The organism is Bradyrhizobium sp. USDA 4506, assembly GCF_054058795.1.
Genome location: NZ_JBSSBM010000002.1, coordinates 3,498,470 through 3,521,489, shown reverse-complemented (window position 1 = coordinate 3,521,489; position 23,020 = coordinate 3,498,470). Strand labels below are relative to the sequence as shown.

Here is a 23,020-nt window from a genome sequence, read left to right as displayed (position 1 = left end):
AGAGCGAAGCGAAACCCATCGAATATATCCGCGCGGTGAGATGATGGGTTTCGTGGAGTTTATCATCGGGTCGCGCGTTGCGCGGACCTAGAGCGGAACGAAAGGCAAGACTCGGGCGATTCATGTCGCGAGAATGCGAAACTGTATCCCCATTCTCGGCTGTCATCGCCCGGCTCGGACCGGGCGATCCAGTACGCCGCGGCCTCTCGGCTCAAGCACAGAGGTCTCTGGAATACTGGATCACCCGCATGCGTATGCGCAGGTGATGACACCGCATTGTTTGGCACCTTGAATGCGAACCATCTCCAGCGTCGTCCCGGCGAAGGCCGGGACCCATTACCCCAAATGCCAATGAATGCGCGACGCTGGGGCAACAGCCTTCTTCAACTACTCGACCCTGTGGTTATGGGTCCCGGCCTTCGCCGGGACGACGGTCGTGAATGTGGAGCCATCGGGGCCGCAGCCGGGATAACCACGGAGACTGCCCTCGCTAGATCGGCTTGCCCGTATACGGCATCGATGCGGTGAGGCCGCCGTCGACCGGGATGGCCTGGCCGTTGACGTAGGACGCTTCATCGCTCGCCAAAAACAATCCCATCGCGGCGAGCTCATGCGGTTGGCCGGCGCGCTTCAGCGGATTGAGCTGGCCGATCTTGTCCTGGGTGCCGCGCTCCTTGGCGCGATCGAACACCGGTTTGGTCATGCCGGTCTCGATCAGGCCCGGGCACACCGCATTGATGCGGACGCCGGTGCCGGAGAGCGAGTAGGCGGTGGTCTGCACCAGGCTGATGACGCCGGCCTTGCTCGCGCCGTAGGGATGTCCGCTGGCACCCGACTTCAGGCCCGCGACGGAGGCGGTGCAGACGATCGAGCCGGAACCTTGCTTCGTCATATGCGGAATCGAATGCTTGATCGCGAGGAATGGGCCGATCAGATTGACGCGCAGCACCTCCTGCCAGTGTTCGACGGTCTGGTCGGCGAGTGGGACGAGACCGCCGCTGACGCCGGCATTGGCCCAGATCGCATCGAGCTTGCCGTACTTCGAGACCGCCTTCTCGATGAAGGCCTTCACGTCGCTCTCCGAGCCGGCATCGGCGGTGACGGCCTCGACAGTGCCGCCGGCATCGCGCACCAGCTTGGCGGTCTCGTTGACGCCCTCGGTGCGATCGACCGCGATCAGCTTGGCGCCTTCACTGGTGAACAGCAGCGAGGCGGCGCGGCCGATGCCGCTGCCAGCGCCGGTGATGATGACGGATTTGCCTTCGAGGCGGCCCATGAGTTTCTCCCTGTTCACGTGATTAGTTCGGGTGGTCCTTGGCGCGTCTGCCGCGCGACGGAATTCAAACAAAATTTCAAACGTCCGAAGCACTTGAGACGGTGTGCGGCGTGACGTACAGCGAGACGGGACACTATTGAAGGGCTCATCCGATGTCCAATCCAGACAAGCCTGAGGTGACGGTGACGCGGTGGTGGTGGGTTCGTCACGCGCCGGTGCGCAGCGACGGCGGCAACATCTACGGACAAGAGGATATCGACTGCGACACCGGCGATGTCGAGGTGTTCGAGGCGGTCGCCAAGATGCTGCCGCGCGATGCGGTCTGGTATTCGAGCAATTTGAAGCGCACACACAAGACTGCGGACGCGATCTGGGCTGCCGGGTTTCCAAAGCCTGAAAGCATGACGCAGGAACGCGACTTCGCCGAGCAGCATCTCGGCCAATGGCAGGGTATGAACCGCGCCGCGTTTCTCGCCAGTCGCCCGCCGGGTACGGCCTGGTTCGCCGACGTCAACGATCCCGCGCCCGGCGGCGAGAGCTACATGGATCTCTACACCCGCGTCTGCCGCACCATTGTGCGGATCACCGCCGCGGAAGCGGGCAGGAATATCATCGCCGTCGGCCATGGCGGCGTGATCAAGGCCGCGGTCGGGCTGGCGCTCGGCGGCCAGCCGGACAGGGGGCTGTCGTTCGATATCGATAATGTCTCGGTGACGCGGCTCGATCACATCGCGAGCGCCGGCCTGTCGACCTGGCGCTTGCCGATGGTGAACCAGCAGCCGTGGATTGCCGATCCGCGCCACGCCGCGATGCATCAGCCGTCCGGGCCTGAAGTCAGGCCGGCGAGCAAGCTTGCGTGATCGTCATACCGGGATGGTCCGAAGGACCAGACCGCAGATGCGCAATTGCGCATCGGGGAATCTCGAGATCCCGGGTCGACGCTGGTGCGTCGCCCCGGAATGACGCTAAGACGAACACTTAACATCAGGGAGAGAAACATGACCTTGTTCGACATGAAGGGAAAAGTCGCCGTCATCACCGGCTCGACGCGCGGCATCGGACGCGCGATCGCCGAGCGCATGGCCGAGCACGGCGCCAAGGTCGTGATCTCCTCGCGCAAGGCTGACGTCTGCGAGCAGGTGGCGAAGGAGATCAACGACAGCTACGGCAAGGGCACCGCGGTTGCGATCGCGGCAAACATCTCGTCGAAGGAAAACCTGCAGAACCTGGTTGACGAGAGCAACCGCGCCTTCGGCAAGATCGACGTGCTGGTCTGCAACGCGGCGTCCAATCCTTACTACGGTCCGCTCGCCGGCATCTCCGACGATCAGTTCCGCAAGATCCTCGACAACAACATCGTCGCCAACAACTGGCTGATCTCGATGGTGGTGCCGCAGATGATCGAGCGCAAGGACGGCTCGATCATCATCGTGTCCTCGATCGGCGGCCTGAAGGGCTCGACCATCCTCGGCGCCTACGCGATCTCCAAGGCCGCCGACATGCAGCTCGCGCGCAACCTCGCCTGCGAATACGGCAAGCACAATATCCGCGTGAACTGCATCGCGCCGGGCCTGATCAAGACCGACTTTGCGAAGGCGCTGTGGGACAATCCGGACAATCTGAAGGCCTCGACCGCGCGCTCGCCGCTGCTGCGGATCGGCGTGCCGGACGAGATCGCGGGCGCCGCCGTGATGATGGGCTCGCGGGCCGGCGACTTCATGACCGGCCAGACCATCGTGATCGACGGCGGCGCGACGATCAGCTGAGCATCACTCGTCATTCCGGGGCAGCCCGCAGGGCTGAACCCGGAATCTCGATGTTGTTGCGCGAGATTCCCCGATGCGCGATTGCGCATCTTAGGTTCGCGCCCCGGAATGACGGACTACTCCACCGCCGCGTACACCCCGTTGCGCACCAGCGAGCGGGTATATTCGCGCTGGCCCGGGCCCTGCATCATGAAGACCGCGATCAGGTCTTCGCTCGGATCGATCCAGAAGAATGTGCCGGCCATGCCGCTCCAGAAGTACTGGCCGACCGAGCCGGAGAACGGCGCGATGCCCTGCTGCATGCGCACGGCGAAGCCGAGGCCAAAACTGTGGCCGGGCGACACCAACGTGCCCTGGATTGCCACGCCGGCGCCGAGGTGATCGGAGGCCATGAATTCGAGCGTCTTGCGGCCGATGATCCTGGTGCCGTCGAGCGAGCCGCCGTTCAGCAGCATCTGCGCGAAGCGGGCATAGTCCATCGTGGTCGAAACCAGGCCGCCGCCGCCGGATTCCATCGCCGGCTTCTCCAGCATGTTGAACAGCTGCACCTTCTCGTTGGTCCAGGGATCGTTGGCAAAGGCCTCGGCGAGGCGGCCGGCATTGGCTTCCCCGGTGTGGAAGGCGGTCTCGGTCATCTGCAGCGGCGAGAGGATGTGCTCAGTGAGGTACGCGCCGAGCGTCTTGCCGCTGACGACCTCGATGATGCGGCCGAGTATGTCGGTGGAGCGGCTGTAGTTCCACTCGGCGCCGGGCTGGCAAACCAGCGGCATGCCGGCGAGCATGGTGGCGTGCTCGGCATTGGTGATCTTGCGGCTGCGCAGCCGCGACTGCTGGTAGAGCTGCTGCACCGGGCCGTTGCCGGTGTGGTCATAAGTAAGCCCAGACGTGTGGCGAAGCAGGTCCTGGATCGTCATCTGCCGCTGCACGGGTACCAGCTCGAGCTTGCCGTTGTTGTCGACGCCGACCTTGGTCTCGGCGAATTCGGGGATGAACTTCGCGACGGGGTCGTTGAGCAGGAAGTGGCCGTCCTCCAGCAGCTGCATGATGCCGATCGAGGCGATCGGCTTGGTCATCGAGAAGATGCGGAAGATCGTGTCATGCGCCATCGGCGCCGAGGCGGTCGGGCTTTGCCGGCCGATCGCGTCGAACCAGCCGATCTGGCCGCGCCGCGCCACCAGCACCGTCACGCCAGGCACGGTTCCCTTGTCGACCTCGCGGCGGAAGGTGTCGGACATCGCCTGCAGCCGCGCGCTCGACAATCCGATCGATTCGGGCTTGGCGAGGGGAAGAGAGGGGGTGGTCGGGCTGGCGGCGTGCTTGGTGGCGGTTTGGGCGTTCATGGTCTCTCCCTGGTTCTTGATTCTTGCGGCGAGGTGCCGACACGGGGTGATCGCCGAAGTCTGGCGCAGAAGTTTTGCAATGAACAGAAGCTTCACCGCTTCGCCCTTGCAAACCGGCCATGCCCTGTGCTTGAAACGGCGCGAACCGGCGGCGACGCCGGTTCCCTGCAGGAGTGTAGCTCAATTGGTAGAGCACCGGTCTCCAAAACCGGGGGTCGCAGGTTCGAGCCCTGCCACTCCTGCCAGCCTTTTCCCAATCATTTTAATGTCTTGGCCGAGGTCCCGGACCCCGGCCATGATCATGTTTGCCTACTTGATCAGCGGGCAGCCGCCGTCCTTCAGCGGCCGGAACGCCTGGTCGCCGGGCACTTCGGCGAGCACCTTGTAGTAATCCCACGGCGCCTTCGATTCCTCGGGCTTCTTGACCTCGAACAGGAACATCGAGTGCACCATGCGGCCGTCCTCGCGCACCACGCCGTTGTCGGTGAAGGCGTCGCGGACCGGGGTCGCGCGCATCTTGGCCAGCACCGGCCTGGTCTCCTTGGTGCCGGCGGCCTTCACCGCGTTGAGGTAGTGCAGGGTGGCGCTGTAGGTCGCGGCCTGGTTCATCGTCGGCATCCGCTTCATGCGCTCGAAGAAGCGCTTGCCGAAGGCGCGGGTGCGGTCGTTGAGGTCCCAGTAGTAGGCCTCGGTGATGATCAGGCCCTGCGCGAGCTTGAGCCCGAGGCTGTGGATATCCGAGATGAACATCACGATGCCGGCGAGGTTCTGGCCGCCCGCGACGATGCCGAATTCGGAGGCCTGCTTGATGGTGTTGATGGTGTCGGCGCCGCCATTGGCCATGCCAATGATCTTGGCCTTCGAGGCCTGCGCCTGCAGCAGGAAGGACGAGAAGTCCGGCGTGTTGAGCGGATGCCGCGCACTGCCGAGCACCTTGCCGCCGGCGGCGCGGACCACGTCGCCGGTGTCGCGTTCGATCGAATGACCGAACAGATAGTCGGCGGTGATGAAGAACCAGGTATCGCCGCCGTTCTTCACGATCGCGCTGCCGACGGTGTGGGCGTTGGCGTAGGTGTCGTAAGTCCAGTGCAGCGTGTAGGGCGAGCAGGACTTGCCGGTGATGTCGGAGCTCGCCGCATCCGTCACGATCATGATCTTCTCGAACTGCTTCGACATCTCCATGCCGGCGAGCGCGGTCGCCGAGGTCGGCATGTCGATGATCATGTCGACATTCTCGGCCTCGTACCATTTGCGGGTGATGGTGGCGGCGACGTCGGCCTTGTTGAGGGCGTCGGCGGTGACGAGCTCGATCGGCTTGCCGAACATCGACCCGCCGAACTCCTCGATCGCCATCTTGGTGGCCTCGACATTGCCGGCGCCGCCGATGTCCGAATAGACCGACTGGAAATCCGTGAGCACGCCGATCTTGAGCGGCGCCTGCTGGGCGAGCGCCGGCCCTGCCAGCACAGCCGCGATCAGGCCGGCGGCGGACAGACTCGTGACGATGGATTTCATGATGGTGTGCCTCCCCGAGGTGCTCTTATCAGTTTGTCCGACAAAGCTAGATTTGCCTGGTTCCGGTGTCAATTCCGCCCGCCTGGGTGCGACAACCAGGCTGGATATCGCTCATTTGACGCCCCAAAGGCCTTCGCCTATCCTTTGTCCGACAAACGACAATCGGGAGCCCCGGGGAGCTGAAGATGCCCACCACGCCGCTGTTCCGGCGCATCGATGTCGCGCCGGCCTATCAGAAGGTCGCCGACGCGATCGAACGCGAGATCATCAACGGGCGGATCAAGCCGGGCGAGCCGATCGGCACCGAGCAGCAGCTGGTTGCGCAGTTCGGCGTCAACCGCTCGACGGTGCGCGAAGGCATTCGCGTGCTCGAGGAGGGCGGACTGATCCGCCGCGATTCCAGCCGCCGGCTGCAGGCCTGCCTGCCGCGCTACAACAAGCTCGCGACGCGACTGTCCCGCGCGCTGATCCTGCACGAGGTGACGTTCCGCGAATTGTTCGAGACCTCGATGACGCTGGAGGTCGCGAGCGTCGAGGGCGCGGTGGAGCGCGCGACCGAGGAGAACATCGCCGAGCTCGCCGGCAATCTCGAGCGCAGCGCAGCTGTCGTTGGCAATCCCGCTGCGCTTGCCGAGCTCGATGCGGAATTCCATGTGCTGATGGCCAAGGCCTCGCAGAACCGCGTGCTGCAGCTGGCGCGCGAGCCCGCCGCGCAACTGTTCTTTCCGACCACCGAGATGATCGTGGGCGGCGTGCCTGAGGGCGGCGCGCGGCTGGTCGAGGCGCACCATCATCTGCTCGACGCGATCAAGCGGCGCGACAAGGAGGCCGGCGTGCTGTGGACGCGGCGGCACCTGCAGGACTGGCGGCGCGGTTTCGAGAAGATCGCCTCGCTCGATCGCTCGGTCGAGCACACCTACATGGAACACGCTTACGCCGCGCGGCAATAGCGACGGCGCGGCCGAGACAAGACAAAGACAACGACAACAAGCACATTCGGGAGGGACAAATGAGCGGAGACATCGCAGCAACCATCCAGCGCGCCCGCGAGCACAGCATCGGCGATCTGCTGCGCCGGTCGGCGAAGCGCTACCCCGGCAAGACCGCGCTGATCTGCGGCGCGGTGAGCTGGAGCTTTGCGGAGATGGACGCGATCTGCAATCGGCTCGGCCGCGGCTTGCTCGCGCTCGGCGTTGCGAAGGGCGATCGCGTCGCGGTGCTGTCGCGCAACTCGCACGGCTTCGCCGCGCTACGCTTTGCGGTGGCCCGGATCGGCGCCATCCTGGTGCCGATCAACTTCATGCTCAATCCGGACGAGATCAATTTCATCCTCGCCAATTCCGGCGCCAGGCTGCTCGCGGTCGGCCCCGATTTCGTGGAGACGGCGCACGCTGCGGCCGCCAAGGGCTCGGCGGTCGAGACCCTGGTCTGGCTGCCCGGCGAGGATCCGGCCACCGCGCCCAACGGCATCACGACGTTCGACAGCCTGTTGCACAGCGACGCGTCGGCGCCGGAGGCGTCGGTGGACAGCCTCGATCCCGCGCAGATCATCTACACCAGCGGCACCGAGTCGCTGCCGAAGGGCGCGATCCTCACCCACGAAGCCGTCATGTGGCAGTATGTCAGCTGCATCATCGACGGCGGCATGGCGACGGACGACACGGTGCTGCACGCGCTGCCGCTCTATCACTGTGCGCAGCTCGACGTCTTTCTGGGGCCCGCGATCTATCTCGGCGCCACCAGCCTCATTACCGGCAAGCCGGTGCCTGACAATGTCCTGGCGCTGATCGCGGCCCACAAGATCAATTCGTTCTTCGCTCCGCCGACGATCTGGATCGCGATGCTGCGCTCGGGCGCGTTCGACCGCACCGACCTGTCGACCCTGCGCAAGGGCTATTACGGCGCTTCGATCATGCCGGTCGAGGTGCTGCTCGAGTTGCAGCGCCGGCTGCCCGACGTGAAGTTCTGGAATTTCTACGGCCAGACCGAGATCGCACCGCTCGCGACCGTGCTGTCGCCGGAGGACCAGCTGCCGAAGGCCGGCTCGGCCGGCAAGCCCGCGATCAATGTCGAGACGCGGGTGGTCAGGCCTGATATGACCGACGTCGGGGTGGGGGAGGTCGGCGAGATCGTGCATCGCTCGCCGCATCTGTTGTCAGGCTATTACAACGATCCGGTCAAGACTGCGGCCGCGTTCGCCGGCGGCTGGTTTCATTCCGGCGATCTCGCGACCATCGATGCCGACGGCTACATCACCGTCGTCGATCGCGTGAAGGACATGATCAAGAGCGGCGGCGAGAATGTCGCGAGCCGCGAGGTCGAGGAGATGATCTACCGGTTGCCTTCGGTGTCGGAGGTCGCGGTGGTCGGGCTGCCTGATCCGCGCTGGATCGAGGCGGTGACCGCGATCGTCGTGGTCAAGGCCGGCCAGAGCCTCGATGCCGACGCCGTCATCAAGCATTGCGCGGCGTCGATGGCCCATTTCAAGGTGCCGAAGCAGGTCATCTTCGTGGATGCCTTGCCGAAGAATCCGAGCGGCAAGCTGCTCAAGCGCGAGCTGCGCCAGCGCTATCTCGGCGGCGCCCACGCTCGACCAGGCGGTGCAGAAGAGCTTCGCCGGCTAGGCTGTCTATTGGCCAGCTGTCGCCGGCGCCTTGTCCGACCATTCCGGCGGCAAGCCGAGCTTGCCGGCGGCCATTCCGGCCAGGCCGGGATTGCGGCCGAACGCCTCGCAGGCCGCGTATTTCGGCTTGCCGCCGAGCGTTGCGCCAATCTTGTCGAACGACGGCAGCTCCGGCGCCTTTCCGAATGGCGTGCTGCCGGTGACGACGAGCTTGCTGAAGTCGTCGCTGAAGGAAGGGGCGAGATCGTAGGCGTCACCGGCGCTCGAGACCATCGGCGAGTTGGTGAACGAATTCGCCCCGCGGGCCCAGATCATCGCCGCCTGCTGGCGGCTGGCCTGATCGCGCACCTCGGCTTCGACGGTCAGGCTGCCAAGCCCGACTGGCAACCGCGGCACCGGCACCGGCACGCCTGCGCCGAGCGCGCTCGGCAGGAAGCTGACCACCTTGGAAGTGCCCGCCGCGACCTCGTCGGTGGGCGCCGCCTGGGTGACAAGCGCGTGCACGGACAGATCCGCAGGCTGATCGGCACCAACGACCTGAAGCCGCTCGCTTAGGCCGACGCACAGCGAACGATCGATCGCGTTGGCCACCAGGTGCCGCTGCTCCTGGGACAGCGTCGGCGACGCTGCCTGCGAGAAGGTCGTCGGGACGATCCGCACCGTCTTCGCAGCGAGGACCTCGTCCTTGTTGACGCGAACCAGCGATTTCGCCAGCACGCCGTCGGACGGCGTGAGATTGTCGTAGGATGCCAGTGACCCGCCCCGCGTCATCGGTGCGCTGGCACAGCCCGACAACAACGCCACCACAACCGCAGCGCCCGGCAGAAATTCGATTCTCATGTACCCCTCGAACGACCGCTCACCCCACGAACGATCGCACGTCACGATAGGGCAGGGCCGCCCGGGTCGGGATTAAGAGATATTAAGTCAGATGTAGCTCGCGAAACCGCGCGACCTATTTGAGCCACATTTGGCCGTGCAGGCTTAACAAAACGCTATATTTGCGCACTGCGCATCCGGGGCCGAGGCCTCTAAAATGCCGTGATGCAAATCCTGGAATACGACCTCGTGGCTTTCCCCGTCACCAACGCACGCATCCTCTGCGTCGAGGACGATGCCGATATCGCGCGCATGCTGGCCGAGGTGCTTGAGGACAACGGCTTCAGGCCGGTGCTGGTCGGCTCGGCCGTGGAGATGGATGCGCTGCTCAAGCGCGAGAGCTTTGATCTCGTCGTACTCGACGTGATGCTGCCGGGCGAGGATGGGCTGAGCATCTGCCGGCGCCTGCGCATGTCGTCTTCGATTCCGATCATCATGGTCACCGCGCGCGGCGAGGACATCGACCGCATCCTCGGCCTCGAGCTCGGTGCCGACGACTACGTCACCAAGCCGTTCAATTCGCGCGAACTGGTCGCCCGCATCCGGGCGCTGCTGCGCCGCGTCGAGAGCGGCGCCACGTCGCGGTCACGGCCGCGTCCGCTGACCTTTGCCGGATGGCGCATCAACCCCACCACCCGTGAGCTGCATGACCCCGCGGGCGTCCGGATCACGCTGACCGGTGCCGAGTTCGATCTGCTGCTGGCGTTCTGCCGCAATCCTGGGCAGGTGCTGTCACGCGAGCAATTGATCGAGCAGGCCTTCGGCGGCCTGATCGCCTCAGTCGAGCGCAGCGTCGACGTTCATATCAGCCGCATCAGGCAGAAGATCGAACCGGATCCGAAGGACCGCTCGATGATCAAGACGGTGCGGCTCGGCGGCTACCTCTTCACACCTGCGGTCGAGCAGATATGATGGGATGGGCGCAGCGGCTGATGCCGCGCAGCGTCGCTGCGCAACTCATGAGCCTCGTCGCGCTCTCGGAACTGATCGGCATCACGCTCGCGGCGGTGACCATCATTTTTCTGTTCGATTCTCCCTCGATCACCGACACGCAGAAGTTTCTTGCCGGGCGGGTCGCGGAGCTCACGCAGCTTGTGCGTTCCACGAAGACGCCGGCAGACGCGGATGAACTGCTGGCCGCAGCCAGGCGCGGCGGTCTCGACGTCAGGCGCGTCGCCTTGGGCGAACTGGTGCCTCGAACAGCCGCAGAGACGCGGTCGTTTTCCATGCGAGCGTTCCGGCAACTGGCTGCCGAGCCCGGAATTGAATTAATGGAGGATCTGCGCCATCCCGCAGGCTCGTCGTCACAGGTGATCGTGAGACTCGACGATGGCCACGCGCTGATGGCCGACGTTGCGGTCAAAGGCGGCCTTTGGTCTACTTTGCTCCGCCCGCTGGCCGGGGGGACGATCATCGTGCTGATCTCGATGCTGCTGCTGTCGGTCTATGCGGTGCGTTGGGTGATCGCGCCGCTGGCCGACGTCGCGCGTGCCGCGACCTCGTTCGGCCGCTCGCCGCGGGCTCCCGAGGTGCTGCGCCGGCGCGGTCCGCTCGAGATCGCCCAGGTCGCCGACGCGCTGAACGACATGCGCACGCGTATCGCAGCGCTGCTCGACGACCGCACCCGCATGCTCGCCGCCATCAGTCATGACCTGCGGACGCCGCTGACCCGGCTCAGGCTGCGTACCGAGCGCGTCGGCGACGACACCCTGCGCCCGGCGATGCTGGGCGATATCGCCAAGATGACGCGCATGATCAACGAGACCCTGGAGTATCTGCGCGAGGATGCCCGCTCGGAGGCGGCGTTGTTCATCGACCTGCCGAGCTTCCTGCAGACCATCTGTTCGGACTTCGCCGACATGGGCCACGCGGTATCCTATGCTGGGCCGGCGCGTCTGCCTTATGCCTGCCGGCCCCGCGCGCTGTCGCGCGCCGTCACCAATATCGTGGAGAATGCGGTCAAGCACGGCAGCAAGGTCGTGGTGACGCTTCGCCCCATGGAGGCCGGCCACATCGAGATCGAGGTGGCGGACGACGGTCCAGGCATCCCACCTGCGCTGCACGACAAGGTATTCGAGCCCTTCTTCAAGGCCGACAGCGCCCGGCATGAGGGGGGCTTCGGGCTGGGGCTATCGATCGCGCAGGATATCGCCAAGCGCCATGGCGGCAGCATCGCGTTGAGGCTGCGGGAGCCGAGCGGACTGCTCGTATCGATGCTGCTGCCGCCAAAACCCGGCCTGGCCTAGAGGGGCGAGACGAACGACGCTGATCGCGCCAGGACGCCAGGGGATCGCAGGGCGCCGGCTAAGCCCTTGATTTGGAGAGACCAATGCCCGATCTGCCCGAACCGGGCGGGAGCCGGACCCGACCCCGCCGACCTTGACGTTTGGCCGGTCTCGCAGTAGATACTCGCCACTCGCAGCCGGCCCGCTTTGATGGCGGATATCCGGCGCGGCCTAATTCCCCGAACATTCGAGCTCGTTTATCGGCTCAACCTTCCAAACGAGGGCTGGGTCCGCAAGGTCGGCTGTTCGGATTCCTTGAAACGTTGCAATCGTCCGGAGACGGACGCGGATCTCACGATGGCTTTCAGCCCGTTCAAATTCCTGCAGGAAGTGCGCTCGGAGACCGCCAAGGTCACCTGGCCGACGCGCCGCGAGACGACCATCACCACCATCATGGTGTTCGTGATGGTGGCGCTGGCCTCGGTCTTCTTCTTCGCCGCAGATCAGATCATCCGCTATCTGATTACCCTGATACTGGGCATCCACTGATGAGCATGGGAACTCAATTGATGGACAAGCGCTGGTACATCGTCCACGCCTATTCGAACTTCGAGAAGAAGGTTCAGGAATCGATCCGCGAGCAGGCCAAGCAGCGTGGGCTGGAAGAACTGTTCGAGCAGATTCTAGTGCCGACCGAGAAGGTCACAGAGGTGCGCCGCGGCCGCAAGATCGACGCCGAGCGCAAGTTCTTCCCGGGCTATGTGCTGGTGAAGATGAAGCTGACCGACGAGGCGTTCCATCTAATCAAGAACACCCCGAAGGTGACCGGCTTCCTCGGCGCGGAAAACAAGCCGATGCCGATCTCGGAAGCGGAGGCGATGCGGATCCTGCACCAGGTGCAGGAGGGCGTGGAGCGTCCGAAGGCGTCGGTGTCGTTCGAGATCGGGGAGAACGTACGCGTGGCCGACGGCCCGTTCGCTTCGTTCTCCGGCGTGGTGGAAGAAATCGACGAGGCGCGCTCGCGCGTCAAGGTCGCGGTGTCGATCTTCGGCCGCGCGACGCCCGTGGAACTGGAATTCGGTCAGGTCGAAAAGGTGGTCTGACCGGACGGCGCGGGGTATATGCCTCGCGTCAAGTCGAGAGGCCGTGGGAGGGAGGAGGCGGTCGCCAGCCCCTTCAACCGAACCACGGAACCTGAAACCGCCGGCACGTCCGGCACAACAGGAGTGATAAATGGCAAAGAAAGTGACCGGATACCTGAAGCTTCAGGTCCCGGCCGGTGCGGCGAATCCTTCGCCCCCGATCGGCCCCGCGCTTGGTCAGCGCGGTCTCAACATCATGGAGTTCTGCAAGGCGTTCAACGCGCAGACCCAGAAGGAAGAGAAGAACACCCCGATCCCGGTGATCATCACCATCTATGCGGACCGGTCCTTCACCTTCGAGATGAAGACCCCTCCGATGTCCTACTTCCTCAAGCAGGCCGCCAAGATCCAGTCCGGATCGAAGGCGCCGGGCCGTGACAAGGCCGGCCAGGTGACCAAGGCGCAAGTGCGCGAGATCGCCGAGAAGAAGATGAAGGACTTGAATTGCGACACCATCGAATCGGCCATGAAGATGGTCGAGGGCTCTGCCCGTTCGATGGGTCTGGAAGTTGCGGGGTAACGGGCCATGTCAATCGGAAAGCGTTTGAAGAAGGCCCGCGAGGGCGTCGATCGCGAGAAGCTCTATCCGCTCGCGGATGCCATCAAGATGGTCAAGGAGCGCGCCAAGTCGAAGTTCGACGAGACGATCGAGATCGCGATCAATCTCGGCGTCGACCCGCGCCACGCCGACCAGATGGTCCGCGGCGTCGTCAACCTGCCGAACGGAACCGGCCGTACGCTTCGTGTCGGCGTGTTCGCGCGCGGCGCCAAGGCTGAGGAAGCCAAGGCCGCCGGTGCCGACGTCGTCGGTGCGGAAGACCTGGTCGAGAAGGTGCAGGGCGGCGCGATCGATTTCGATCGTTGTATCGCCACGCCCGACATGATGCCCCTGGTCGGCCGCCTCGGTAAGGTGCTCGGTCCGCGCGGCATGATGCCGAACCCGAAGATCGGCACCGTGACCATGGACGTCACCAACGCCGTGAAGGGCGCCAAGGGCGGCTCGGTCGAGTTCCGCGTCGAGAAGGCGGGCATCGTGCAGGCCGGCATCGGCAAGGCCTCGTTCTCCGAGGACAAGCTGGTCGAGAACGTCAAGGCGCTCGCGGACGCGGTCTCCAAGGCGAAGCCGGCGGGCTCCAAGGGCACCTACATCCAGCGCGTGGCGGTTTCCTCCACCATGGGCCCGGGCGTGAAGGTCGAGCCGGGCACAATCCTCGGCTGAGGTCTCTGGCCGTGACGAGATAAAGAGGGGCGGGACCGGGCAACCGGTTCCGCCCTTTGTTTTGCCAAAGCGTTTTCGAGCGAAGTGGCTACCGGTTCGCGTGAAGAAAACGCGCCAAGACAAGATCTGAAGCCTCTCGCAAGAAAGAACAACAATGCCCGATAAGGTCCTGGTCTATTCACGCTTTCCCAAGGCCCAGCTGATCCGCTTCGGCGAGCGCTATGAGCTGCTGAACGCGGCGGGCAAGCGATTGGATGAAGCGTTCCCGGCGGCCGAGCTCGCCGATATCCGCGCCATGATCACCGCGGGCGGCACGGCGCTCGGCACGGAGGCCATGGACATGCTGCCGAAGCTCGGCGCAATCGTCTGCTACGGCACCGGTTATGACGGCGTCGATCTCGCCGCGGCCGCCAGGCGCGGCATCGCGGTCGGCCACAGCCCGGGGGCCAATGCGGCCTCCGTCGCCGACACGGCGGTGACCTTGATGCTGGCGTCGGTGCGGCGGCTGCTGGTGGCTGACAATTACGTGCGGAGCGGCGACTGGGCCGGTGCAAAGCCGTCGCCGATGATGCGGCCGCAGGCCGGCATGCGCGGCCGCAAGGTCGGCGTCTACGGCATGGGCGAGATCGGCCGCAAGATCGCCGCCCGCGTCGCGGCCTTCGAGACCGAGGTCGGCTATTTCAGCCGCTCGAAGCAGGACGTGCCCTATCAATACTTTCCGACGCTGGAGGCGCTCGCCGATTGGTGCTGCGTGCTGCTGGTGGCCGTCCGCGCCGGCGCCGAGACCGAGCATGCGGTCAATGCCGACATCCTGCGCCGGCTCGGCAGCGACGGGTTCGTCGTCAACATCGCGCGCGGCTCGGTCATCGACGAGAAGGCGCTGGTCGCAGCGTTGACCGACGGCGTGATCGCCGGTGCCGGCCTCGACGTGTTCGCGAGGGAGCCGCATGGGCCCGATGCGCTGACGGCGTTGCCGAACGTGGTGCTGTCGCCGCATCTCGGCGGCCACACGCTGGAATCGCACGTCGCCATGCAGGATTGCGTGCTGGCCAATCTCGACGCGTTCTTTGCCGGCAAGCCGCTCGCCTATCCGGTGGCGACGGCGGCCTGACCGGAGCTTCAGCTCCGGCGCGGCGCGTGGCGCAGCTTGTCCGGGTTGCGGACGATGTAGATCGCCGCGATCCGGCCGGTCTCGCCGTCGATCGCCATGCTCAATGTGTGGTCGACTTCGCCATCGAGGAAGATCAGCGCGCCCGCGCTGCCATTGACCATCATCGGTTCGACGCGAACCTCGCTGCCGGCGTTCTTGCCGGCGATGCCGATGATGAAGCGGACGATCTTCTCTGCCCCCTTGATCGGCTTCAGCGCCGCCAGCTTGCGGCCGCCGCCGTCGGTGATCGCGATGGCATCCTCGCGCAGCAGGTTGGCGAGGGCGGAGACGTCGCCGCTGGCCGCGGCCTTGCAGAATGCCGTCAGCAGCCGTGCGTGGCCTTCGGGCGGCTCGGCGGGAACAGGGCGGTTGTCGCGGACCGATCGGCGGGCGCGCGCGGCGAGCTGCCGGCAGGCCGCCTCGCTGCGCTCGAGGGTGCGGGCGACTTCCGCGAACGGCCGGTCGAACACGTCGTGCAGCAGGAACGCGGCGCGCTCGAGCGGCGTCAGGGCGTCGAGCGCCAGCATCAGCGCGAAGGAGAGATCGTCGGCGAGTTCGGTCGCCGCCTCGGCCGACAGCGCCTCGTCGAACACCGGCTCGGGCAACCAGGCACCGACATAGACCTCGCGCTGGGCGCGGGCGCTCTTCAGCCGGTCGAGACAAAGCCGGGTCACCACCGTGACGAGGAACGCCTCGGGATTGCGGACGTCGTCGACCGCGGCGAACCGCAGCCAGGCGTCCTGGACCACATCGTCGGCATCGCCGCGGCTGCCGAGCATGCGATAGGCAAGCCCGGTCAGCCGCGCCCGATACGGCGCCAGCGGGTCGCGCTCAGGCCGCCTGCTTGATGACATCGATCTGATGGCCGGCCACGGTCACGCGGCGACACTCCCTGGCATATCCCAGCGCCAGCTTCATCATGGGGAAGATCCGGCCGATTTGTAGGGCCATGGCGAGGTCGATCACGCCTTTTTCGCCCCAGCGCGCGCGAACGGCGTCGCGGCAGGCGTCATCGTCGGTCGAGCGCTGCACGATGGCGTCGGCGAAGTGGAAGCCGAGCGCGGTGTCCGCGGTCATGGCGGCAACGTCACGACGGAGCACGGCGGTGACCTGCTGTTCCGCCATTCCGGCTCCGATCGCCATGTCGGCGACCAGTTGCGCACAGGGACCGCAATCTTCCGCCAGGGCGCCGGTCAGCTTGGCAGCATAGAAGGCCTCAACCGGCGCGACCGCGCGGTAGGCGGCGGCCTTCATCGCGCCGGCGAATTTGAAGAACGCGGCGGGCGATTCCTTCAGCATGATCTCGAGATAGGTGGTGTCGTAGCCGTAGCGCCTGGAATAGGCGCGCAGCATGCGGCGCGCGATGAAGCTACGCATGTCGTTCTCCTTGATTTGGCAGGGCGGAATAGAGGGCGAGCGCCGCGGGCAGGACGACCGCCACCAGATCGGATGCGGCATGGCGGTCGTGGCCGCCGGCGATCATCACGAGATGCAGCAGGCCGTGGCCGGCCAGGAACGCGGCGCCCGCGACCGCTGCCGGCCACCAGGCCGGCCACAAGGCTCGCGCGGCCAGGCCGAGCCCGGCCGCGATGAAGGCAATGCCGACGTCCTGGACCAAATGAGGGTTGAACGGACCGGTATCGGCGGCGCCGGGCACCAGCTGCCACCAGAGGGAACCGGCCGACAGCATCACCAGCCCATTGGCGAGGTTGAAGAGGGCGAGAATTCCTGCAATCCATCGTTTCATGCGAGCCTCCAGCGCCCAGACGAGCGGCGGCATTGGAGCGTGACGCCGTCCGGGAAGAAATTTTTCGCTGGGCCGGGCAGGTCGCCGAACTGGTCTGAAATTTGCTCTTGGCAAGCAGGGCAGGACCGGCTACATAGCGCCTTCCGGGCGTGCTGGCACTTGCTGGCATGTCCGTGCTCGCAATCCGAAAACCTGAGATGATAGGAGATCATTCCTTTCCGCATGCCCGCAAGGATGCTCGAAAGGAAGGAGACCCATCGCCTTCAGAGGAATGAGAGCAGGGGCCTTCAGCGTGCTGAAGTGCCTCGATCCTGTCCAAGACTGCAGGCGCCCGCGAGAACTTCGTGTTTTCAACGGCTTAATCGCATGGCCTGCATAGACGGGTGAAGACCGGATTTTGCACTCCACGTCGCGATCAGTTCGCGGCCGGGAGGCTGGTTTGGTTCGAACCTCGACAGCCCATGGCCGCAAGGCTTGGGAGGGCAGGCTTCTAGATGTCGTCTTGCCCGGCATGTCCGAAGGGTCTTGCGCCCCAAGGATCAGGTTTAGGGCGGGACGATGGGTGCAACCCGGCGGTCCTGCCTTCGCGGAAAGGCCGCCAACCGGAAAGAGCTTGCTGTGGAACGAGCGGCAAAAAAAGAGTCGGTCGAACAACTTAACGAGGTCTTCAAGACCACGTCGGTTGCGATCGTTGCTCACTATTCCGGCCTCACCGTGGCCCAGATGCAGAAGCTGCGCATGCAGATGAAGCAGGCGGGTGCGTCGGTGAAGGTCTCGAAGAACCGTCTCGCCAAAATTGCTCTTGAAGGCACTGACGTCGCTGCCATCGGCTCCCTGCTGAAGGGACCGACCGTGATCGCTACTTCGAACGATCCGGTTGCGGCGCCAAAGGTTGCCATCGAATTCGCCAAGGCGAACGAGAAGTTCGTCATCCTCGGCGGCTCGATGGGTAAAACCGTCCTGAATGTCGACAGCGTGAAGGCGCTTGCCTCACTGCCGTCGCTCGACGAACTGCGCGGCAAGATCGTTGGCCTCCTCGTGGCGCCGGCGACCAAGCTTGCTCAGCTCTCCAACGCGCCCGCGGCCAAGCTCGCACGCGTCATTCAGGCTCATGCCTCAAAGGGCGAAGCGGCCTGACCCTTCGCTAATCTCAAACCTGGTTCGAACCAAACGTTTAAGGAACTGAACAATGGCTGACTTGCAGAAAATCGTCGACGACCTCTCGAGCCTCACCGTGCTCGAAGCGGCCGAACTCGCCAAGCTCCTCGAAGAAAAGTGGGGCGTGTCCGCCGCTGCCGCCGTTGCGGTTGCCGGCCCGGCTGCTGGTGGTGGCGGTGCCGCTGCTCCGGCTGAAGAGAAGACCGACTTCACCGTCGTGCTGGCTGGGGCCGGCGACAAGAAGATCGAAGTCATCAAGGAAGTCCGCGCCATCACCGGCCTGGGCCTGAAGGAAGCCAAGGACCTCGTCGAAGGCGCTCCGAAGCCCGTCAAGGAAGGCGTCAACAAGGAAGAAGCCGACAAGATCAAGGCCCAGCTCGAGAAGGCTGGCGCCAAGGTCGAGCTCAAGTAATGCGCGATCCGGGAGCGCCGCAGGGCGCTCCCGGGCCATGCAAACGGCGTGCGACAGGTTGTCGCGTGGCACGCCGGACACAAAAAAGTGTGGGGATCCGTGGACTTAACCCTCGAATCTCCTTTATTGCCATCCCATATCGGGTTGGCAGCGGAAAAACACGGTAGGCGGCGGGGACGGCAGGGTCCTCGGCGGAAGCCGTTGGGAGACAGTCAGATTTCGGGCTTTTTCAGTCCGTAAAGCGGAGCGTTTGGACGAGCGGGTGCAGTGATGCGCCCCGCGCGTTGTTTTGCGTTTTGGAGGTGGTCGGGGCCGGGACGGGGATTTAATTCCTGACCTTGTGCTTCGTTCCTTCGAGACGATTCGAAATTCAACCCGGGGCCGATGGCAGTCGCTCCCGGAAGGTTCGCCCCACAAAGGCGACGAAAATGAGAGGCCACGATGGCGCAGCAGACATTCACCGGTCGCAAACGCGTACGCAAGTTTTTCGGTCACATCAAGGAAGTCGCCGAGATGCCGAACCTCATCGAGGTACAAAAGGCGTCCTATGACCAGTTCCTGATGGTCGACGAGCCGACCGGCGGTCGGCTCGACGAGGGCCTGCAGGCGGTGTTCCGCTCGGTGTTCCCGATCTCGGATTTCTCCGGCACCTCGATGCTCGAATTCGTCCGCTACGAGTTCGAGCAGCCGAAATATGACGTCGACGAGTGTCGCCAGCGCGGCATGACCTTCGCTGCGCCGCTCAAGGTGACGCTGCGCCTCATCGTGTTTGATATCGACGAGGAAACCGGCGCCAAGTCGGTGAAGGACATCAAGGAGCAGGACGTCTACATGGGCGATATCCCGCTCATGACGATGAACGGCACCTTCGTCGTCAACGGCACCGAGCGCGTCATCGTCTCGCAGATGCACCGTTCGCCGGGCGTGTTCTTCGACCACGACAAGGGCAAGACCCATTCGTCCGGCAAGCTGCTGTTTGCCGCGCGCGTGATTCCGTATCGCGGTTCCTGGCTCGACATCGAGTTCGACGCCAAGGACATCGTGTTCGCGCGCATCGACCGCCGCCGCAAGCTGCCCGTGACCTCGCTGATGTACGCGCTCGGTCTCGACGGCGAGCAGATCCTGTCGACCTTCTACAAGAAGATCACCTACAAGCGGACCAAGGACGGATGGCGCGTGCCGTTCGATGCCAACCGCTTCCGCGGCTATTCGACCGTCAACGACCTGATCGACGCCGACACCGGCAAGGTGGTGCTCGAGGCCGGCAAGAAGCTGACAGTGCGCCAGGCGCGCCAGCTTCAGGAGAAGGGCCTGAAGGCGCTGCGCATGTCGGACGAGGAACTCGTCGGCAACTATCTCGCCGAGGATCTCGTCAACCCGAAGACCGGTGAGATCTACGCCGAAGCCGGCGAGGAGATCACCGAGAAGTCGCTCAAGGTGCTGAACGAGCAGGGTTACAAGGACCTGCCGCTGCTCGACATCGACCACGTCAATGTCGGCGCCTACATCCGCAACACGCTGTCTGCCGACAAGAACATGACGCGCGAGGACGCGCTGTTCGACATCTACCGCGTGATGCGTCCGGGCGAGCCGCCGACGCTGGATTCGGCGCAGGCGATGTTCCAGTCGCTGTTCTTCGACGCCGAGCGCTACGACCTCTCCGCGGTCGGCCGCGTCAAGATGAACATGCGCCTCGAGCTCGATGCGCCCGATACCCATCGCACGCTGCGCAAGGAAGACATCCTGGCGGTCATCAAGACGCTGGTCGACCTGCGCGACGGCAAGGGCGAGATCGACGACATCGACCACCTCGGCAACCGCCGGGTGCGCTCGGTCGGCGAGCTCATGGAGAACCAGTACCGGATCGGCCTGCTCCGCATGGAGCGCGCGATCAAGGAGCGCATGTCGAGCGTCGATATCGACACCGTGATGCCGCAGGACCTGATCAACGCCAAGCCCGCGGCTGCCGCGGTGCGCGAGTTCTTCGGCTCATCGCAGCTGTCGCAGTTCATGGACCAGACCAACCCGCTGTCGGAAATCACCCACAAGCGGCGCCTGTCGGCGCTTGGCCCGGGCGGTCTGACCCGCGAGCGCGCCGGCTTCGAAGTCCGCGACGTGCATCCGACGCATTACGGCCGCATCTGCCCGATCGAGACGCCGGAAGGTCCGAACATCGGCCTGATCAACTCGCTGGCGACGTTCGCGCGCGTCAACAAGTACGGCTTCGTCGAGACGCCCTATCGCAAGATCAAGGACGGCCGGGTCACCGACGAGGTGATCTATCTGTCGGCGATGGAAGAGGGCCGCTACCGCGTCGCGCAGGCCAACGTGCCGCTCGATGCCAAGGGCCGCTTCACCGACGACCTCGTGGTCTGCCGTCACGCCGGCGAAGTGCTGCCGGTGACGCCGGACAAGGTCGACTACATGGACGTGTCGCCGAAGCAGCTGGTTTCGGTCGCCGCGGCGCTGATCCCGTTCCTCGAGAACGACGACGCCAACCGCGCGCTGATGGGCTCGAACATGCAGCGCCAGGCGGTGCCACTGGTCCGCGCCGAGGCGCCGTTCGTCGGCACCGGCATGGAAGGCGTGGTCGCCCGTGACTCGGGCGCGGCGATTGCCGCGCGCCGCTCGGGCGTGATCGACCAGATCGACGCCACCCGCGTCGTGATCCGCGCCACCGAGGATCTCGATCCGACCAAGTCGGGCGTCGATATCTACCGGCTGATGAAGTACCAGCGCTCCAACCAGTCGACCTGCATCAACCAGCGTCCGCTGGTGAAGGTCGGCGACATCGTCAAGAAGGGCGACATCATCGCCGACGGTCCGTCGACCGATCTCGGCGAGCTCGCGCTCGGCCGCAACGTGCTGGTCGCGTTCATGCCGTGGAACGGCTACAACTTCGAAGACTCGATCCTGCTCTCCGAGCGGATCGTGAAGGACGACGTCTTCACCTCGATTCACATCGAAGAGTTCGAGGTGATGGCCCGCGACACCAAGCTCGGTCCTGAGGAAATTACCCGCGACATTCCGAACGTCTCGGAAGAAGCGCTGAAGAACCTCGACGAAGCCGGTATCGTCTATATCGGTGCGGAAGTCCGCGCCGGCGACATCCTGGTCGGCAAGATCACGCCGAAGGGCGAGAGCCCGATGACGCCGGAAGAGAAGCTGCTGCGCGCCATCTTCGGCGAGAAGGCCTCCGACGTCCGCGACACCTCGCTGCGCGTGCCTCCGGGCGTGCAGGGCACCATCGTGGAAGTCCGCGTGTTCAACCGCCACGGCGTCGACAAGGACGAGCGTGCGCTGGCGATCGAGCGCGAGGAGATCGAGCGTCTCGCCAAGGACCGCGACGACGAGCAGGCGATCCTGGACCGCAACGTCTACAACCGCCTCGCCGAGCTGCTGGAGAACCGCCAGGGCATCGCCGGCCCGAAGGGCTTCAAGAAGGATACCAAGATCACCCGCGCGGTGCTCGACGAGTATCCGAAGTCGCAGTGGTGGCTGTTCGCCTCGCCGAACGACAAGCTGATGGCCGAGATCGAGGCCATGCGGAAGCAGTACGACGAGTCGAAGAAGGGCCTCGAGCAGCGCTTCCTCGACAAGGTCGAGAAGCTGCAGCGTGGCGACGAGCTGCCGCCCGGCGTGATGAAGATGGTCAAGGTCTTCGTCGCGGTGAAGCGCAAGATCCAGCCCGGCGACAAGATGGCCGGCCGTCACGGCAACAAGGGTGTGGTGTCGAAGATCGTGCCGATCGAGGACATGCCGTTCCTCGAGGACGGAACGCACGCCGACATCGTGCTCAATCCGCTCGGCGTGCCTTCGCGCATGAACGTCGGTCAGATCCTTGAGACCCATCTCGGTTGGGCCTGCGCCGGCCTCGGCAAGCGCATCGGGCAGACCATCGACGCCTATTATCACAAGCAGGATCTCAAGCCGCTGCGCGAGACCCTGAAGAAGATCTACGGCGAGGATGAAACCATCAAGTCGCTGAACGACAACGAGCTGGTCGAACTCGGCCGCAATCTGAGCCACGGCGTGCCGATCGCAACGCCGGTGTTCGACGGCGCCAAGGAAGCAGACATCGAGGAGATGCTGAAGCTCGCGGGCTTCGACGCCTCCGGCCAGTCGACCGTTTATGACGGCCGTACCGGTGATCAGTTCGATCGTAAGGTGACGATGGGCTACATCTACATGCTCAAGCTGCACCATCTCGTGGACGACAAGATCCACGCGCGTTCGATCGGTCCGTACTCGCTCGTCACCCAGCAGCCGCTGGGCGGCAAGGCGCAGTTCGGCGGCCAGCGCTTCGGCGAAATGGAGGTCTGGGCGCTGGAAGCCTACGGCGCCGCCTACACGCTGCAGGAGATGCTGACCGTGAAGTCGGACGACGTCGCCGGCCGTACCAAGGTGTACGAGGCGATCGTGCGCGGCGACGACACCTTCGAGGCCGGTATTCCGGAATCGTTCAACGTGCTGGTCAAGGAAATGCGCTCGCTCGGCCTCAACGTCGACCTGCACAATTCCAAGGTGGGACCGGCGTCGACGTCGGAAGCGGCCGAGTAACGCTGTGA

20 protein-coding genes, 1 tRNA gene and 1 pseudogene are annotated in these 23,020 nt (G+C 64.7%); 15 read left to right on the top strand and 7 right to left on the bottom strand.

Going from position 1 to position 23,020, the window contains the following annotated elements; translation table 11 throughout:
* Positions 1–490 precede the first annotated feature (490 nt).
* Positions 491–1,276, bottom strand: a complete 786-nt coding sequence (locus tag ACVIHF_RS18885) for an SDR family NAD(P)-dependent oxidoreductase (RefSeq protein WP_253608198.1) — start codon at positions 1,274–1,276, stop codon at positions 491–493.
* A 152-nt stretch (positions 1,277–1,428) separates the two neighbouring features.
* Between ACVIHF_RS18885 and ACVIHF_RS18880 the strand changes: the two genes are divergently transcribed.
* Both ACVIHF_RS18880 and ACVIHF_RS18875 read left to right on the top strand, forming a co-directional pair.
* Complete coding sequence (locus tag ACVIHF_RS18880) at positions 1,429–2,136, top strand: histidine phosphatase family protein (RefSeq protein WP_168857052.1); 708 nt, start codon at positions 1,429–1,431, stop codon at positions 2,134–2,136.
* Between the two features lie 138 nt (positions 2,137–2,274).
* Positions 2,275–3,042, top strand: a complete 768-nt coding sequence (locus tag ACVIHF_RS18875) for an SDR family NAD(P)-dependent oxidoreductase (RefSeq protein ID WP_026192903.1) — start codon at positions 2,275–2,277, stop codon at positions 3,040–3,042.
* Between the two features lie 116 nt (positions 3,043–3,158).
* Here ACVIHF_RS18875 and ACVIHF_RS18870 read toward each other — a convergent pair whose 3' ends face one another.
* Complete coding sequence (locus ACVIHF_RS18870; protein WP_253608199.1) at positions 3,159–4,382, bottom strand: serine hydrolase domain-containing protein; 1,224 nt, start codon at positions 4,380–4,382, stop codon at positions 3,159–3,161.
* 169 nt (positions 4,383–4,551) lie between these two features.
* Between ACVIHF_RS18870 and ACVIHF_RS18865 the strand changes: the two genes are divergently transcribed.
* Positions 4,552–4,627, top strand: a tRNA-Trp gene (locus ACVIHF_RS18865).
* A gap of 64 nt (positions 4,628–4,691) precedes the next feature.
* On the opposite strand, the gene ACVIHF_RS18860 is transcribed toward ACVIHF_RS18865, so the two are convergent.
* On the bottom strand, positions 4,692–5,897 hold the full coding sequence (locus ACVIHF_RS18860; protein WP_253608200.1) for an ABC transporter substrate-binding protein: 1,206 nt from the start codon (positions 5,895–5,897) through the stop codon (positions 4,692–4,694).
* A 185-nt stretch (positions 5,898–6,082) separates the two neighbouring features.
* Here ACVIHF_RS18860 and ACVIHF_RS18855 point away from each other — a divergent pair, with 185 nt between their 5' ends.
* Positions 6,083–6,847 carry a FadR/GntR family transcriptional regulator gene (locus ACVIHF_RS18855; RefSeq protein WP_018272155.1) on the top strand — a complete coding sequence of 255 codons (765 nt, stop codon included), beginning with the start codon at positions 6,083–6,085 and terminating at the stop codon, positions 6,845–6,847.
* A gap of 59 nt (positions 6,848–6,906) precedes the next feature.
* Positions 6,907–8,521, top strand: a pseudogene (locus ACVIHF_RS18850) (acyl-CoA synthetase).
* Positions 8,522–8,526: 5 nt separating this feature from the next.
* Here ACVIHF_RS18850 and ACVIHF_RS18845 read toward each other — a convergent pair.
* Positions 8,527–9,360 (bottom strand): DUF3313 domain-containing protein, encoded by an 834-nt coding sequence (locus ACVIHF_RS18845; RefSeq protein ID WP_253608204.1) that lies wholly within the window; start codon positions 9,358–9,360, stop codon positions 8,527–8,529.
* Between the two features lie 204 nt (positions 9,361–9,564).
* Between ACVIHF_RS18845 and ACVIHF_RS18840 the strand changes: the two genes are divergently transcribed.
* The 7 genes from ACVIHF_RS18840 to ACVIHF_RS18810 all read left to right on the top strand — a co-directional run bounded on the left by ACVIHF_RS18840 (position 9,565) and on the right by ACVIHF_RS18810 (position 15,096).
* Positions 9,565–10,311 carry a response regulator gene (locus ACVIHF_RS18840; RefSeq protein WP_057019557.1) on the top strand — a complete coding sequence of 249 codons (747 nt, stop codon included), beginning with the start codon at positions 9,565–9,567 and terminating at the stop codon, positions 10,309–10,311.
* 20 nt (positions 10,312–10,331) lie between these two features.
* Positions 10,332–11,645, top strand: a complete 1,314-nt coding sequence (locus tag ACVIHF_RS18835; protein ID WP_253608205.1) for an ATP-binding protein — start codon at positions 10,332–10,334, stop codon at positions 11,643–11,645.
* Between the two features lie 336 nt (positions 11,646–11,981).
* The gene (secE, locus tag ACVIHF_RS18830) at positions 11,982–12,173 is read left to right on the top strand and encodes a preprotein translocase subunit SecE (RefSeq protein WP_028335448.1); all 192 of its coding nucleotides are present in this window, start codon (positions 11,982–11,984) and stop codon (positions 12,171–12,173) included.
* Between the two features lie 20 nt (positions 12,174–12,193).
* Positions 12,194–12,727, top strand: coding sequence for a transcription termination/antitermination protein NusG (gene nusG / locus ACVIHF_RS18825; protein WP_021081670.1), 534 nt, complete (start codon positions 12,194–12,196; stop codon positions 12,725–12,727).
* A 130-nt stretch (positions 12,728–12,857) separates the two neighbouring features.
* Positions 12,858–13,286 (top strand): 50S ribosomal protein L11, encoded by a 429-nt coding sequence (rplK, locus tag ACVIHF_RS18820; protein ID WP_016840552.1) that lies wholly within the window; start codon positions 12,858–12,860, stop codon positions 13,284–13,286.
* Between the two features lie 6 nt (positions 13,287–13,292).
* Entirely contained in the window at positions 13,293–13,985 is a 693-nt protein-coding gene (gene rplA / locus ACVIHF_RS18815) for a 50S ribosomal protein L1 (RefSeq protein ID WP_018272150.1), read from the top strand.
* A 154-nt stretch (positions 13,986–14,139) separates the two neighbouring features.
* The gene (locus ACVIHF_RS18810) at positions 14,140–15,096 is read left to right on the top strand and encodes a 2-hydroxyacid dehydrogenase (protein ID WP_253608208.1); all 957 of its coding nucleotides are present in this window, start codon (positions 14,140–14,142) and stop codon (positions 15,094–15,096) included.
* Positions 15,097–15,104: 8 nt separating this feature from the next.
* Here ACVIHF_RS18810 and sigJ read toward each other — a convergent pair whose 3' ends face one another.
* From sigJ to ACVIHF_RS18795, 3 genes are read right to left on the bottom strand one after another with little or no spacing between them, the layout of a single operon-like run.
* Positions 15,105–15,989: an RNA polymerase sigma factor SigJ gene (sigJ, locus tag ACVIHF_RS18805; protein ID WP_253608210.1), complete on the bottom strand. Its 885-nt coding sequence runs from the start codon at positions 15,987–15,989 to the stop codon at positions 15,105–15,107.
* Complete coding sequence (locus ACVIHF_RS18800; RefSeq protein ID WP_253608211.1) at positions 15,967–16,512, bottom strand: hypothetical protein; 546 nt, start codon at positions 16,510–16,512, stop codon at positions 15,967–15,969. Before ACVIHF_RS18800 ends, sigJ begins: the two co-directional genes overlap by 23 nt.
* A complete protein-coding gene (locus ACVIHF_RS18795) occupies positions 16,505–16,882 on the bottom strand; it encodes a hypothetical protein (RefSeq protein ID WP_253608212.1) in 378 nt (125 codons plus the stop codon). The genes ACVIHF_RS18800 and ACVIHF_RS18795 overlap by 8 nt, the downstream gene beginning before the upstream one ends.
* 618 nt (positions 16,883–17,500) lie before the next feature.
* Between ACVIHF_RS18795 and rplJ the strand changes: the two genes are divergently transcribed.
* From rplJ to rpoB, 3 genes are all read left to right on the top strand, one after another.
* Positions 17,501–18,019, top strand: coding sequence for a 50S ribosomal protein L10 (gene rplJ / locus ACVIHF_RS18790; protein ID WP_028335452.1), 519 nt, complete (start codon positions 17,501–17,503; stop codon positions 18,017–18,019).
* 52 nt (positions 18,020–18,071) lie between these two features.
* Complete coding sequence (gene rplL / locus ACVIHF_RS18785) at positions 18,072–18,452, top strand: 50S ribosomal protein L7/L12 (RefSeq protein WP_028335453.1); 381 nt, start codon at positions 18,072–18,074, stop codon at positions 18,450–18,452.
* Positions 18,453–18,893: 441 nt separating this feature from the next.
* The gene (gene rpoB / locus ACVIHF_RS18780; protein WP_057019553.1) at positions 18,894–23,012 is read left to right on the top strand and encodes a DNA-directed RNA polymerase subunit beta; all 4,119 of its coding nucleotides are present in this window, start codon (positions 18,894–18,896) and stop codon (positions 23,010–23,012) included.
* The last annotated feature ends 8 nt before the right edge of the window (positions 23,013–23,020 follow it).